Origin of the sequence: Geobacillus vulcani PSS1 (genome assembly GCF_000733845.1) — a bacterium.
Lineage (GTDB): Bacteria > Bacillota > Bacilli > Bacillales > Anoxybacillaceae > Geobacillus > Geobacillus vulcani.
The window spans coordinates 3042065-3056755 of record NZ_JPOI01000001.1 but is presented as its reverse complement, the minus strand read 5'-3'; the positions used below and the strand labels follow the sequence as shown (position 1 = coordinate 3056755).

General features: G+C 52.2%; 13 protein-coding genes. 9 read left to right on the top strand and 4 right to left on the bottom strand.

Translation table 11 applies throughout. From position 1 onward, the window contains the following. Positions 1 to 21: 21 nt before the first annotated feature. Positions 22 to 861, bottom strand: coding sequence for an MBL fold metallo-hydrolase (locus N685_RS0116360; protein WP_031410141.1), 840 nt, complete (start codon positions 859 to 861; stop codon positions 22 to 24). Between the two features lie 571 nt (positions 862 to 1432). Here N685_RS0116360 and N685_RS20125 point away from each other — a divergent pair. Then, a complete protein-coding gene (locus N685_RS20125; protein ID WP_237746924.1) occupies positions 1433 to 1597 on the top strand; it encodes a hypothetical protein in 165 nt (54 codons plus the stop codon). A 210-nt stretch (positions 1598 to 1807) separates the two neighbouring features. Beyond that, the gene (locus N685_RS0116345) at positions 1808 to 3010 is read left to right on the top strand and encodes an MFS transporter (RefSeq protein ID WP_033842370.1); all 1203 of its coding nucleotides are present in this window, start codon (positions 1808 to 1810) and stop codon (positions 3008 to 3010) included. Positions 3011 to 3212: 202 nt separating this feature from the next. Here N685_RS0116345 and N685_RS0116340 read toward each other — a convergent pair whose 3' ends face one another. Together N685_RS0116340 and N685_RS0116335 are read right to left on the bottom strand one after the other, a co-directional pair. Next, on the bottom strand, positions 3213 to 4874 hold the full coding sequence (locus N685_RS0116340) for a LolA family protein (protein WP_031410135.1): 1662 nt from the start codon (positions 4872 to 4874) through the stop codon (positions 3213 to 3215). A 15-nt stretch (positions 4875 to 4889) separates the two neighbouring features. After that, positions 4890 to 5411, bottom strand: coding sequence for an RNA polymerase sigma factor (locus tag N685_RS0116335; protein WP_031410133.1), 522 nt, complete (start codon positions 5409 to 5411; stop codon positions 4890 to 4892). Positions 5412 to 5668: 257 nt separating this feature from the next. Between N685_RS0116335 and N685_RS0116330 the strand changes: the two genes are divergently transcribed. The 4 genes from N685_RS0116330 (at position 5669) to N685_RS0116315 (ending at position 7964) form a co-directional block, all read left to right on the top strand. Next, positions 5669 to 6139: a DUF2935 domain-containing protein gene (locus N685_RS0116330; protein ID WP_031410131.1), complete on the top strand. Its 471-nt coding sequence runs from the start codon at positions 5669 to 5671 to the stop codon at positions 6137 to 6139. A gap of 68 nt (positions 6140 to 6207) precedes the next feature. Continuing rightward, positions 6208 to 6525 carry a YbjQ family protein gene (locus N685_RS0116325; protein ID WP_031410129.1) on the top strand — a complete coding sequence of 106 codons (318 nt, stop codon included), beginning with the start codon at positions 6208 to 6210 and terminating at the stop codon, positions 6523 to 6525. Positions 6526 to 6717: 192 nt separating this feature from the next. After that, positions 6718 to 7026, top strand: a complete 309-nt coding sequence (locus N685_RS0116320) for an ArsR/SmtB family transcription factor (RefSeq protein ID WP_031410127.1) — start codon at positions 6718 to 6720, stop codon at positions 7024 to 7026. A 14-nt stretch (positions 7027 to 7040) separates the two neighbouring features. Beyond that, on the top strand, positions 7041 to 7964 hold the full coding sequence (locus tag N685_RS0116315) for a cation diffusion facilitator family transporter (RefSeq protein WP_031410126.1): 924 nt from the start codon (positions 7041 to 7043) through the stop codon (positions 7962 to 7964). Between the two features lie 139 nt (positions 7965 to 8103). Here N685_RS0116315 and N685_RS0116310 read toward each other — a convergent pair whose 3' ends face one another. Further along, a complete protein-coding gene (locus N685_RS0116310) occupies positions 8104 to 8982 on the bottom strand; it encodes a LysR substrate-binding domain-containing protein (protein WP_031410124.1) in 879 nt (292 codons plus the stop codon). Between the two features lie 229 nt (positions 8983 to 9211). Between N685_RS0116310 and N685_RS0116305 the strand changes: the two genes are divergently transcribed. From N685_RS0116305 to gucD, 3 genes are all read left to right on the top strand, one after another. Next, positions 9212 to 11041: an assimilatory sulfite reductase (NADPH) flavoprotein subunit gene (locus N685_RS0116305; protein ID WP_031410122.1), complete on the top strand. Its 1830-nt coding sequence runs from the start codon at positions 9212 to 9214 to the stop codon at positions 11039 to 11041. Between the two features lie 24 nt (positions 11042 to 11065). Next, entirely contained in the window at positions 11066 to 12787 is a 1722-nt protein-coding gene (gene cysI, locus N685_RS0116300) for an assimilatory sulfite reductase (NADPH) hemoprotein subunit (protein ID WP_031410120.1), read from the top strand. A gap of 381 nt (positions 12788 to 13168) precedes the next feature. Further along, on the top strand, positions 13169 to 14632 hold the full coding sequence (gene gucD / locus N685_RS0116295) for an alpha-ketoglutaric semialdehyde dehydrogenase GucD (protein WP_031410118.1): 1464 nt from the start codon (positions 13169 to 13171) through the stop codon (positions 14630 to 14632). Positions 14633 to 14691 lie beyond the last annotated feature (59 nt).

Here is a 14691-nt window from a genome sequence, read left to right as displayed (position 1 = left end):
GCTGTTTCGGACAGCCCCGCCTCAGCTTGCTTGTTTCGTTTCATATTCCTGAATGACCGACCGGATGATATGGAGCGAGTCCCACTCCCCGCCCGAGAAAAAGACGATCGGGTATTTTTTCGGAAATAAAATGGCCTGGATTTGTTTGGGCGGTGTTCCGTTTTCGTATAAATTGATGATCGTCCCTTGCAGTTCAAGCAAATAGTCCAGCTTCCGCTGCAGCGCCTCGCGCCCGTTCGGGAGGTAGCCGGCGTGGGCGCAGAAGACGTCGCCGAAGTCGTACGTCAACACATGTTGCAAGGAAGTGATGATCGCCGGGATGTTTTCCTCGCGCAAGATGACTTTTGTTTTCTCTTGGCAGTACAAGTCGCCGCTGAACAGCTGTCCCGTTTCGCGATTCAAAAAGACGACATGGTCAATGGCATGGCCGGGCGTCGGAATCACCTTCCATGTGGCGTTTCGAGAGGAAAACGTGGCGCCGATGGGCTTGGCGGCAAACGGGTCGCGCTTTCCCCAAAAGATTTTCCGATACAGCGGATAATCCGCCTTTTGCCGGCAATACTCGATCATCGGCTCATTCATATAGATGGGCAATCCCATCGTTTGTTGCAAAAACGCTGCGCAGCCGGTATGGTCTTCATGGTAATGGGTAATGACGACTTGGTCGATGTCTTGTTGTTGAAAAAACGCGGTAAATTCGTTTTCCATCGATTTTGCGCCGGTGTCAATCAAGACGCCGTCAACGATGAAGCAGCGGACGGTGAGCCGAACACCTTGAAATGAAGCGGTCGCTTTGGCGATGTGCACATTGTTGACCGTTTCGGTTTCAAATCGTTTTTTGATCACTTTATGGATCCACATGGCGAGCGTTCCTCCTTTTGTGTGCAGATGCTGCCACCATTATACCACAAAGAATGAATGTTCATTCATTTTTCGTTGTCGAATGCGCCGATGCTTGAGGAGACCGGTGTGTAAGAAAAAGTCGGCGGATTCCAATTCGATCAGACCCGTTTTCCGTTCCTGCCGGGCGCCCCGAGCAGAGCGAAAAAGGTGTTTTTCACCTGCCTTTTAGGATGGGGGCGCAACGTCAAAAGAAAGCCTGCTATCGTTAAGCTTACTCCAATGGCGACTCGGTGAGTATCCCTTCTTTTTTGGGGATTGTGCACCTGTTCGAGAGAAACCACCCGGAAAAAGGACGGGGGCGGTCTAGCGAATTGGTTCGTCAACATGGTAAAATAAAAGGAAATGATGCAAAAAACCCATGAGCTGGCAGATCCGCTGAATCCAAGATGCATCCGAAAGTAGAACGGCCTGCGTTTGATGGTTGGAGGGATATTCGATAAAAACGGTGGTCCAGGCTTTTGTGATTTCGCTCGCTGCCCATATCGTGTATCTTGCAGTAACGCTTGGTTGGGGGTACTGGAAAACAAAGATGTATCAACCTGACGTCGTCAACGCTTGGGAGAGCGTCGGCCAGCTGCAAAACGAAGTGGTGTTCAGTCAAACAGGTTCACCGATTGTGTATGTATGGTCATTGATCGGAGTGACGATGATCGGTGCGATCGTGCTGCATGTGTACAAAGCGGCTCGAGGATAAAGGAAAAGCAACACAAAGGAGGATATTCACTATGCAACACGTTCTTATCTTCTTCTCAAGATCACAAGCAGGGGGGAGCGGTGCGCTGAAAAAGAGGAAAGCGGTGTCTGATTGATTAGTCAACGAAAGAATCGATAACGAATCCATCAGCGCCTTTCACTCCTGCTTGCTGACGACATCGGAGTACGCATGAAAGCAGGAGGATTCAACATGATAAAGAAAGGAACGCTGGCTGCCCATAACATTCGCGTGCTATTTTGGGCAGATTTGTTTGGAAGCGTGAAGTTTATTCAGCCGGTGCTCGCACTCTTTTATTTTTCGCGCGGTTTAGATGAGGCACTGATTTTATCGGTGATGTTTTGCTGGAGTCTCGGTGTTCTGGCCGGAGAAGTGCCGACGAGCATACTCGCGGACCGATACGGGGCGAAACGGGCGTTTGTGCTCGGAAGTGTTTTCAGCATCATAAGCCATGCGATGCTCCTTTGGGCGGGTGAACCTTGGCTCTTTTTCGTGAGCAATTTTTTCAGCGGGTTTGCCGCCTCTTGCTTCAGCGGTGCGGACGAGGCGCTTATTTACGAGTCGCTGAAATCGTCGAACGAGGAACATTTGATGGATCGGGCGATGGGCGTCATTCAGTCGGCGCAATTTGCTGTGACGGTGGCGGCGCTTGTCGTTGGGGTACTCGTGGCCAAAGATTTGACGAATGAGCAATTCAACTTGCTCCTTGTTTTGGGCGTCGCATTTCAATGCGCGCGACTCGCGCTCGTGTGTTTAGTGAAAAGCCCGCCGGGCCACAGCGCGTATCGAGGGAAGCCGCTTTCGCAAGTGAAAGAAGGGATATGGGCGATCATTCAAGCGCCTGAAGTGCTTTGGATGTTTCTCAATGTAACGCTTGTCTTTATACCAACGACGGCGATTTTCGAAAACTTTAGCGACAAGCTGTTGTACGACGCCGGGCTCCCCGTGTCGTTCATCGGCGTTGTGCTTGGCTCTCTCGCCGTGTTCAGTTTTGCGGTGTCAAGATCCATCGGTTGGCTGACAACGCATTTTTCGCGGATCGGTCTTATGCATGCGACCGGCGTGCTTGGCGTGTTAGCGCTTGTGGTCGTGGCGCTTTACGGTGATAGGCTTCTTTCACTGGTTGGGGCGATGGTTGCGCTTCGTTTTGTGCGGGCGGTGCGCTACCCGGTATATTCGCAATTGTCGAACGACCTCATCCCGTCGCATGTGCGTGCGACAACGATTTCACTCTTATCGATCGTCGATAGCCTATGCGACATGCTCGTTTTTAGCGGCGTCGGTGCCTTGGCGACGATGGGGTTTTCATATCTTTTCCTCGCCGGTGCGGCGGTGGCGCTCATCGGTTGCTTGATGCCAATTCGGCCCGTTTCGCCGCCAGAGAAGCGACAGTGACGGACCAGAGGATGCTTGTGGCGCCCAACGTAAACGACAGATTAAGCTATCAGAGTTTCGGGTGTACACATCCATGGGGGCTTTTGATGAGGAGTGGATGTGCGCATGGGAATGAAAGAAGAAAAAGGAGAACAGGGGATGACTGTTCTCCTTTTTTCATGATGCAGGCAGTGAGGAGGATCAGTATTCATCTCTGTGAACCTTATGGAGCAGGATCATACCCGATCACTGTCCATATTCCCGTCGCGTCTTGTCGGATCAGCCGTTTCAAGTACACGCGCTTGATAGGCGCGTTGTGGGCGTTCACTTCCACGATGGCTTCCTTGCCATTGTTTTGAATGATGCGCAAGTCTTCATAACGAATCGGGTAGTCTCCGGTAATGCCTTCAGGAGACATTTGCAGGCTTACAAATACTTGGGCTACAAACACAGGATCTAATTTCCACGGCGAGCTGCCCGCATCAACACTTTTTTGATCGTTCTTTTCTTGTTCCAAGTCAACAGGAACGTTCACTTTTGGCTTGAATGAGGATGGATCCTCTTTTGCAGGCATTTCAAAGGCTCCATTTGTCAGCTCTTTAGTGAATGCGATCAAGTCCTCCAAAGAGGCATGGCCGATAACAGCATATTCGAACCCGTTTTGCCGCCAGCGAATCGAATGGAGGTTCGTCAGGCCGGCATACGGTCCGCCTGCCCCGAGCACGCCTGACTCTTCCACAATCGGCGATTGAATTTCAGCAGTCTGGTGATGGATTTTCCCTACCATCGCGGTTGGGGCAAGTTTCCATTCGCCGGTGGCTTTTCCTTGGATGATGACGATCTCTTTGTTCGGCGCTCGGTAATAGATTTTGACAAGTTTTTTGTCTGGTACGACTGCGATGCGGTCTTGGACATAGCCGGTTGGAATCTGGTTGATCACGTCAGGCAGAAATCCGATGGCCTCCTTTACTTCACTGAGGCTAGTGACGATTTGTTCCGGGTTTTGGTTGATTTCCTGAAACCCTTTTGGTACATGATAAGTCAGCAGTTTTTTAGGGATAGCATGGTTCCATTCGATTTTTGTGTACGTCATTTTGTATTGGATCCCATGCTGCATCGCATATTGTTTTTGCAACGGAAGACGGGTTTCTTTATCAATCCATATCCGATAAGGCTTCCCTCCTTGTGGGGTGACTTCGACAATCCAAGATGGACGGTTGGCTGCCTTTTCTTCCCCGACGATGTTCGTTGATATGGCTTGTTTGATCCCTTTGATTTCGTTTCCGAGTTCAAAGGCAAAACGATACGGATCAGGGAAGGCAGGAAATCGATGAACTTGTTTTTCGGAAGGCCGGATCTGCCATTTCGTTTGCCCGTTATTGACGGTAATCAGCCCTTTGTTTGAACCTTCCAGTTCTTGTATATAATAGTGTCCATGTTTGTCGGCCCAAATTTCCAATTTGGCTTGCGTGGTCGTCTTGCCTTGGGCATTCGTTTCGACAATTTCCAGAAATCCATGGTAGGCGTTGACGTCTTGAAAGGCTTTTTCCATCGCCTTTACAATGTTGGGATGGTCAAAGAGTGAAGCGAAATGGATCAGCAGCGATAGGGCCAACATAGCCGCGATGCTGGCGATGCTGGCCATCCAGGCCCGTTTTTTCTTTTTTTGTTTTGTTTGCACTAGTTGATCGGTGACCGCATGGACCAGTTTGGCTGGAAAATCCCGCTCTGGCATGGCAGGCTCCCTGAGGCTGCGGACGAGCCTGACGGTATGAAACAGCTTTTGCAATTCGGGATCTGCCCCTGAATGTTCATGGTCTTTTGGTTTTTTTTCGGCGTTCAATTGATCGATATAATCGGATAATCGGCGTTCGTTGTCATGCATCGATGGACTCCTCCTTCATTTCATCCCGTCATGTAAAATGCGGGTAAGAGACTGCAATGCCCGATGCTGCATTACGCGAATGGTTGTTTCTTTTTTGTTCATGATTTGGGCGGTTTCCGCAACGGAATATCCTTTCATAATTCTTAGTTCGATCACGGTGCGTTGCTCTTCATTGAGTTCATTTAGCGCTTTTTCGATCGCCATGCGCTGTACACTCCATTCCGCAGGATCCTCAAAGGCCGCCTCTTTGGGGGCAATGGCTTCCAAATCGGCCGTGGTTCCCCGACGTTGGTGCTGCCGCCAGCGATCTCGGATGATATTCAAGGCTACTGTTTTTAGAAAGGCCATCTGTTTATCAGGGGGGACGTGGTTTTTTTGCAAATAGGGGATGGCCCTGACATACGTTTCTTGTGTGATGTCTTCCGCTTCTTCACGGTTTTGGACCTTGAAATAGATCAATCGGTAGACCGACTCCCAAGTGGAAAGGCATAACTGTTCGATCCAGTTGACGCGGCTGTCTTCATTCGTATGAACCATACATCGTAACTCCTTTTTCCCGATCGGGTCATTTACGCTAATAAAAACGATGAAGCTGCTTAAAACGTTACGGCCATGGAAGTTTTTTTGATCGATGAGGCTGTGTCCATCGGTTGGATAACGGTTTTCTATGCATGTCGCTATGCCGATCTTCAAGGTAAAACAAGGACGAAGGCTGTGATCATTTCGATCATGGTGCATATCCGCGTTGTTTTACCCATACACTGAAAGAAGAGGGGAAACAGGGAGGGAAGAGCGTGCAATTTTACTATGGCCCACACATGCCGCTGCGCATTTTGGATGAGATTGAATTCTGGAAGCACCAAGAAGAGGAGCATACGGTCGTCATTCGCGAGCTTGTATCCGGATTGGAAGCGCCATATGTGGAAGCGTTGAAAAAGTGGGAAGAGGCTCTTTCGGCTACGCATCAGCAAGCGGTCCGCTATATCGAGTCGGTGGTTCGGGCCGGCCATTACGTTCCCGCACAACTGCATCAGCAAGCGCTCCATTTTGTGTCGCATTGCCTGCAGCAAAGCCTTCAATTTATCGAATTATGCCGGCAAATCAAAATCCGCAGCAAAGCCGTCAGCCAAAACCCCACCGCCAAGGTGGTGCTCGATCACATCATTCGCGAATCGGAGTATTTTGTCGGCATCGCGCAGTTGTTGCTGTACGGGACTTATTCGGCATCGGCTGCACCGCGGACAGATTCATCGGCGACGTCATAAGATGGAAAGTAGTATAATGAAGTCGGGCGTTTCACCTAATCATGAGGAGCCGCAAGGGGGGCATGGCTGTGATTGTCACGACCACCAATACCATTGAAGGAAAAGAAATTGAAGAATATTTGGGCATTGTAGCGGGAGAGGTCATTTTGGGCGCCAATGTCATCCGCGATTTTCTCGCCAGCATTACGGACATCATCGGCGGACGAAGCGGAACGTATGAAAGCAAGCTGGCCGAAGGGCGGGAGACGGCGATCAAGGAGATGGTCAATCAGGCGAGAAGCCTTGGCGCCAACGCCGTGATCGGGGTGGATCTCGATTTTGAAACGCTGCGCGATGGCATGATGATGTGCATTGCGACGGGAACGGCGGTGCGGCTGAAATCGTAAATGGGAAAGCAGCGGGTCTATCGGCCCCTGCTTTTTTGCTTTGTCGGCTGCCGGTCGTGGAGGTGTCGAGTCATCGGCTGTTGATGCTGATGGAGTTTTGCCGCTTGAAATAGGCTTGACGGAAGAAAAAAAGCGACTTATGATTCACATATATGAACAAATGCTCATATATTAAAGTGTGGGGGAACAGCCATGAACGCAGAGGATCATTCGTTTTTAGATCCACGTGTGATTGAGGAAGTGTCACGGATTTTTAAAGCCCTAGCGGATCCGACTCGGATCAAAATCTTGCATTTGTTGTCGCAGGAAGAATGCCATGTAGGCCATATTGCGGAAGTGCTCGGCATGTCGCAATCGGCGGTTTCCCATCAGTTGGCGCTGCTGCGGACGTTGCGGCTTGTCAAATATCGCCGCGAGGGGAAGATGTTGGTGTACTCGTGCGATGACGAACATGTCATTTCGTTGCTCAAACAGGCGGTTGATCACGCGCAACATTCATGAGGGGGAGAGAATGGATGCATCATCATGCACATGGCCATTGCGATCACCATCACGGGCATCATCACAGCAGAGAGGGAAATCAAAAAGGGTTGGCGATCGCCTTTGGCGTAACGGTCGGGATTATGGTGCTCGAGTTTGTCGGCGGGCTTGTGACGAACAGCTTGGCTCTTCTTTCCGATTCGGGGCATATGCTGAGTGATGCGGCTTCGCTTCTGTTAAGCTTGGTGGCGGTGTGGCTGACGTCCAAGCCCGCGTCGCCGAAGAGAACGTATGGGTTTTACCGGTTTGAGATTTTAGCGGCGCTCGTAAACGGGGTCACGCTGGTGATGATTGCGGCTTGGATTATTTGGGAAGCGGCAGGCAGGCTGGTGAATCCTCCTGACGTCGCGAGCGGGACGATGATGGCCGTGGCGGCCGTCGGGCTGGTGGCCAATCTCGTCAGCGCGTGGGTGTTGTTGCGCAAAGGAGACGTCAAAGAAAATGTCAATGTCCGCAGCGCGTATCTTCATGTCCTCGGCGATGCGCTAGGTTCGGTCGGCGCGATCGCGGCGGGGCTTGTCATGTGGTTGTTTGGCTGGTATGCGGCCGATCCGCTCATTTCCATATTGGTCGCCGTTTTGATTTTGAAAGGGGCCTTCGCCGTCGTTCGGCAGACGGTGCACATTTTAATGGAAGGGACGCCTATGGCCATTGACCAAGCAGAAGTCAAAACGGCGCTTTCGGGCATTGAAGGGGTGGTGGATGTCCATGATTTGCATATTTGGACGATCACCTCCGGACTCGATTCGTTAAGCTGCCATCTGCTCATTGAAGATGGCCGCGATGCGCAGGCGATTTTGCAGCAGGCGATTGATTTAGTGGAAACCCGTTTTCACATTCGCCATGCGACCATTCAAATCGAAATGCCGCACATCCGCCATAGCGAAATGGAAGTGTAAGGGCGGGCCGTTCGTGGCCCCGCCCTCTCTTGTTTGCCCGGCATATGTCTGCTGCCTTAGGCGGCCGTGAACCGTTGATCTCATGGAGGCGATGGGGGTGTGCCCGAGACAAAGACCGTGCGGAAAACGCCTTCGCCGTTTAGCGGTTTTGCAATCTGTCAAGAAAAATGCGCACGCTTTGCTTGTTTTCCATAATCGGAGAATAAATGTAGGAAAACATTCGGTAAAACGGCGGGTGCTTCAAGCGGATGACTGACAGATGGCCGTGTTCGATGTCGCGGGCGACAACGCTGCGCGACAAAAGGGACAAGGCGTTGCCGTTAATCAAGGTTTCTTTAATGCCTTGGTTGCTGCTGATGATCATGAGCGATTGGACTTTCAGCCCGTTTGAGCGGATGAAATGGTTGAAATATTCCCTTGTCCCCGACCCGACTTCGCGCGCCACCCACGCTTCGCCCTGCAAGTCGGCGATGGTCACTTCCTCTTTTTGCGCCAGTTTATGGCGGGGGGAAGCGATGATGACGAGCTCATCTTGCATGAATGGATGAACGGATAGTTCTTTTTCGTTCGTTTGTCCCTCGATCAAGCCGATGTCGACTTGATAAGACTTGACCCATTCGACAATTTCTTTTGTGTTGCCGATCATCACTTCAAGTTCCAACTCTGGATAGCGCTGTTGGAAATCAGGCAACAGCGGCGGCAAAATATATTCTCCGATCGTAAAGCTGGCGCCGATTTTCAATTCGCCTTTTACGGACTGGTGGTGCTCTAAAATGTCTTGTTTCGTCTGTTCATAAAGCGCCACCATTTGTTTGGCCCGGTCGTATAGGAGCTCGCCGGTCGGCGTCATGCGCAGCCGCTTGGGGGAACGGATGAACAGTTTCGTCTGAAACTCTTTTTCCAAATTTTTGATGTGCAGACTGACGCTTGGTTGTGACAAATGGAGAATTTCCGCAGTTTTGGTGAAATTTTTCACTTCGGCTAAGGTGATGAACGTTTTTAACTCTTCATAGTACATGCCCGCCTCTCCTCCGTCCCGATGATGACGGTACTATTAGAAATGCTAATAGTTTTAATAATTTATATTTATTTTACTAATGTTTTGTTTTGCGGTAAAGTGTAAATATGATACCCTTTCTAAAGTATACTTGGCTTATAGGAATAATGGAATTTGGTGTTCGTTCTGTCGTTGAGATCGAAACGACGCCAATCGTTCCATTTTATTTTATATTGTGAGGTGGACACCGTTGCAGCTGCAAGTAACCAACAGTCCGTTTACCCAGGAGCAGATTGAGCTCTTGAATCGTTTGTTGCCGACGCTGACGCCGTCGCAAAAGCTTTGGCTGAGCGGGTATTTGGCTGCGGCCGAGGCGGCGGTCACCGTTTTGAACGCCGAAGCGCCAACGCTGTTTGCCGGAGGCGGCAAGCCGGTTTCGAAAGAAGTGACTGTTCTTTACGGTTCGCAAACCGGCAATGCGCAAAAGTTGGCGGAAAAAGCCGGCAAGGCGCTCAAGGAGCGCGGGTTTGAGGCGAAAGTGTTGTCGATGCTTGATTTTAAGCCGAATGAATTAAAGAAAGTGGAGACGCTGCTCATTGTCGTGAGCACGCACGGAGAAGGCGATCCGCCGGACAACGCGGTGTCGTTTTACGAATTCCTCCACAGCAAGCGGGCGCCAAAGCTCAACCATCTTCGCTTTTCTGTCTTGGCGCTCGGCGATACATCGTACGAGCATTTTTGCCAGACGGGGAAAGATTTCGACAAGCGGCTCGAGGAGCTGGGCGGAACGCGGTTTTATCCGCGCGTCGATTGCGATGTCGATTACGAGGAAGCGGCGGCGAAATGGCTTGACGGCGTGCTTGGCGAGTTGAGCAAAGAGGCAAACGCCAGCGTTGGAGCGGCTCCGCTCTTGTCGGCGGTGGCTGCGGCGCCGAAAGCGGAGCCGGCTGTCGTCTATTCGCGGAAAAATCCGTTCCCGGCCGAGGTGTTGGAAAACATCAACTTAAACGGCCGCGGGTCAAACAAGGAAACGCGCCATTTAGAATTGTCGCTTGAAGGATCGGGCTTAAAATATGAGCCGGGCGATGCGCTCGGCATTTTCCCGAAAAACGATCCGGAGCTTGTCGACCTTGTCATCCAAGAAATGAAATGGAATCCGGAAGAAACGGTGACGATCGATAAAGATGGGGAAGTGCGGTCGCTGAAAGAAGCGCTCACGTCCCATTTTGAAATCACCGTTTTGACGAAAGCGCTGCTGCAAAAACTGGCGCCGCTGTCGAAAAACAGCGCGCTTCAAGAGCTTGTGGCGCCAGGCAATGAGGCGAAGCTGAAAGAATACGCCAAAGGCCGCGACTTGCTCGATGCCTTGCGCGATTTCGGCCCGTGGGACGCTGCGCCGCAACAAATCATTTCCATCCTGCGGAAAATGCCGCCGCGCCTGTATTCAATCGCGAGCAGCTTAGCCGCGTATCCAGACGAGGTGCATTTGACGATCGGGGCGGTTCGCTATGAGTCTTACGGCCGCCTGCGCAAAGGGGTATGCTCAACCTTTTGCGCCGAGCGCGTCCAAGTCGGCGACACCTTGCCGGTCTTTGTGCAGCCGAACCCGAATTTTAAGCTGCCGAAGGATCCGGACACGCCGATCATCATGATTGGTCCAGGAACCGGGGTGGCGCCGTTCCGCGCCTTTATGCAAGAGCGCGAGGCGACAGGCGTGAGCGGAAAATCGTGGCTGTTCTTTGGCGATCAACATTTTATGACCGATTTCTTATACCAGACGGAATGGCTCGCGTGGCTGAAAAGCGGCGTGCTGACCAAAATGGATGTCGCCTTCTCGCGCGATACGGAGAAAAAAGTGTACGTTCAGCACCGAATGCTCGAACGAAGCAAGGAGCTGTTCGGCTGGCTTGAGGAAGGCGCCGTCGTCTACGTATGCGGCGACAAGCAGCACATGGCGCGCGACGTCCATCAGACGCTCATCGATATTATCGAAAAAGAAGGCGGTATGAGCCGCGAACAGGCAGAAGCGTATGTCACTGAGATGCAAAAGCAAAAACGGTACCAACGCGATGTCTATTAATCGAAAAAAGGAGTGGGAAGGAAAATGGCGAAAGTCATCTTAACGGCGCCGGACGGACCGCCAAGCGATGTCGAGCGCATCAAGCGGGAAAGCCGTTACTTGCGCGGCACGCTTGCTGAAACGATGGAAGACCCGCTCAGCGCGGGCATTCCCGATGATGACAACCGGCTGATGAAGTTCCACGGCAGCTACTTGCAAGACGACCGGGATGTCCGCACCGAGCGGCAAAAACAAAAGCTTGAGCCGGCGTATCAGTTTATGATCCGCGTCCGCACGCCGGGTGGGGTGGCGACGCCGGAGCAGTGGCTGGTCATGGATGAAATCGCCCGCAAATACGCCAACGGCACGTTGAAACTGACGACGCGTCAAGCGTTTCAATTGCATGGCGTCTTGAAATGGAACGTGAAAAAGACGATGCAAGCCATCAACAGCGCTTTGATGACGACGCTTGCCGCTTGCGGCGACGTCAATCGGAACGTGATGTGCAACCCGAATCCGTACCAATCGGAAGTGCACGCGGAAGTGTACGAATGGGCGAAGCTGATCAGCGACCATTTGTTGCCGCGGACACGGGCGTATTATGAAATTTGGTTGGATGATGAAAAAGTGGCGGGGACGCCTCCAGTCGACGGTGAGGAAGAACCGATTTACGGCCCGACCTATTTGCCGCGGAAATTTAAAATCGGCATCGCCATTCCGCCGTCTAACGATGTCGATGTGTTCTCGCAAGACATTGGGTTCATCGCTATTGTCGAGGACGGCAAGCTCGCCGGGTTTAACGTCGCCATCGGCGGCGGCATGGGGATGACCCACGGCGACAAAACAACCTATCCGCAGCTCGCCAAAGTGATCGGCTTCTGTCGTCCGGATCAAGTCGTGGACGTGGCGGAGAAAATTATGACCGTGCAGCGCGACTACGGCAACCGCTCGTCACGCAAACACGCCCGCTTCAAATACACGATCGACCGGCTTGGCTTGGAAGCGGTCAAAGAGGAAATTGAGCGCCGTCTTGGCTGGAAGTTTGAGGAAGCGCGTCCATACCATTTTGAACATAGCGGCGACCGCTACGGCTGGGTCGAAGGCGTCAATGGAACGTGGCATTTCACCCTCTTTGTCGAAGGCGGCCGCGTCAAAGACTACGATGATTACAAGCTGATGACCGGCTTGCGCGAAATCGCCAACGTTCATACCGGCGATTTCCGGCTGACGCCGAACCAAAATTTAGTCATCGCCAATGTAACGAGCGAGAAAAAACCGGAAATCGAGGCGCTGATCGCCAAGTACGGCTTGACCGACGGACGCCGGTACACCGCCTTGCGTCGCAACGCGCTCGCCTGTGTGGCGCTGCCGACATGCGGCCTCGCGATGACGGAAGCGGAGCGGTACTTGCCGAAACTGCTCGATAAAATTGAGGAAATCATCGATGAAAACGGCTTGCGTGATGAAGAAATCACGATCCGCATGACGGGCTGTCCGAACGGCTGCGCCCGCCACGTGCTCGCTGAAATCGCCTTCGTCGGCAAAGCGGTCGGCAAATACAACATGTACCTCGGCGCCGCCTTCAACGGCACGCGCCTTGGCAAGCTGTACCGCGAAAACATCGGCGAAGAAGACATTTTGCGCGAACTGCGCGTCCTTTTGTCCCGCTACGCGAAAGAGCGGCTTGACGGCGAACATTTCGGCGACTTCGTCATCCGTGCCGGCATTGTTAAAGAAGTCACAGACGGAACGAATTTCCATGATTAAGATGATGCGGATTCATTTTGGCTGGGGCTGACCTAAAAAGTCGTCTGTCTTCAAGATCAGCATCCAGTGCACATATAGCGATGGAAGAAGGTGTCCCAATCCTTTTGGGGCACCTTCTGTTTTTCTGTAAACATCACTCATCAGTGAGCCGTGATGTTCATGCTGGGGCGAGGAGCAACATTTCCTCATGGATGTTTTTGTCGCCAACGCACGATGATCGGCCATCTTGTTGTCATTTCGTCGCATGAATGTGAATTTACGAAATATTTGAACTGTAGTAGTATGGTAGTAAAGCGATAGGTTGTTTGCGACGGCACAGTCAAACATTGTTTCAAAGAAGGCTGGCCGTTGTGATGATGTTCAAGGAAAGGAGAATGGATCATGACGGCAGGAGCAAGACAAACGTATTTGAATTACATTAACGGTCAATGGATCCCTTCATCCACAAACCAAACCGAACCGAGCATCAACCCAGCCAATATTCACGATATTGTCGGCTATGTGCAGCAGTCCGGCATCGAGGACTTGAACGCCGCGGTCGAAGCGGCGGGACGAGCGCAACCGGCATGGCGGAAATTGTCCGGCCCAAAACGCGGGGAGTATTTGTTCCGCGTAGCTGACGTTCTTGAGCAACGGCTTGATGAGATTGCGGAAACGGTGACAAGGGAAATGGGGAAAACGCTCCCGGAAGCGAAAGGGGAGGTGCAGCGGGGAGTAAACATTTTGCGCTACTACGCTGGAGAAGGAATGCGTTCCATCGGCGAGGTCATTCCTTCTACGGACAGCGAGGCGCTCATGTTTACAACCCGCGTGCCGCTTGGAGTGGTCGGCGTGATCACGCCATGGAACTTTCCCGTCGCCATCCCGATTTGGAAAATCGCTCCCGCTATCGTCTATGGTAACACGGTGGTGTTTAAGCCGGCGCAGGAAACGGCGGTCACGGCGGCCAAAATCGTGGAGTGCTTTGACGAAGCCGGATTGCCGGCCGGGGTCGTCAACTTGGTGATGGGGAAAGGGTCGGTGATCGGCAACGCCATGGCCGAACATCCGCATATTCACGCGATCACCTTCACCGGTTCCAATGACGTCGGCAAAATGATCGCCCAAAAAGCGGTGGCCAGAGGGGCAAAGTATCAGCTGGAAATGGGCGGCAAAAACCCGGTCATTGTGCTGGAAGATGCCGACCTTGAGCGCGCGGTGGAAGCAACGATTAGCGGCGGGCTGCGTTCGACGGGGCAAAAATGTACAGCGACAAGCCGCGTTTTCGTGCAAAGCGCTATATACGAACCGTTTAAGCAGAGATTGTTGGCGAGAATCAAGGAACTGACCATCGGCAATGGACTCGTGGACGGGGTCTGGATGGGGCCGTGCGCCAGCCAGAAGCAGTTGGAGACGGTTCTTTATTACATTCAAAAAGGAATCGAAGAAGGGGCGACATTGCTTTGTGGCGGCCGCCGCTTGGACGACGGGGAGTTCGGCACCGGTTTTTATGTGGAGCCGACGGTGTTTGAGAACGTATCCCCGAACATGACGATCGCCCGCGAGGAAATTTTCGGGCCGGTGCTCGCCTTACTCAAAGTGGAGACGTTTGAGGAAGCATTGGCGTTAGCCAATGACACGCCGTTTGGATTGAGCGCCTCAATTTTCACAAAAAATATCGGCAAGATGCTCGCGTTCATTCAGGATATCGAAGCCGGGCTTGTGCGGATTAATGAGGAAAGCGCAGGAGTTGAACTGCAAGCGCCGTTTGGCGGCATGAAGCAGTCGAGCTCCCATTCGCGGGAACAAGGGCGGGCCGCTATCGAGTTTTTCACGGCGATCAAGACGGTGTTTGTAAAAGGATAAGACGTTGATGAAAGTGCGCTGCCGGTTAGGCAGGGCGCTTTTTTTCGCGCGAGGGGAGG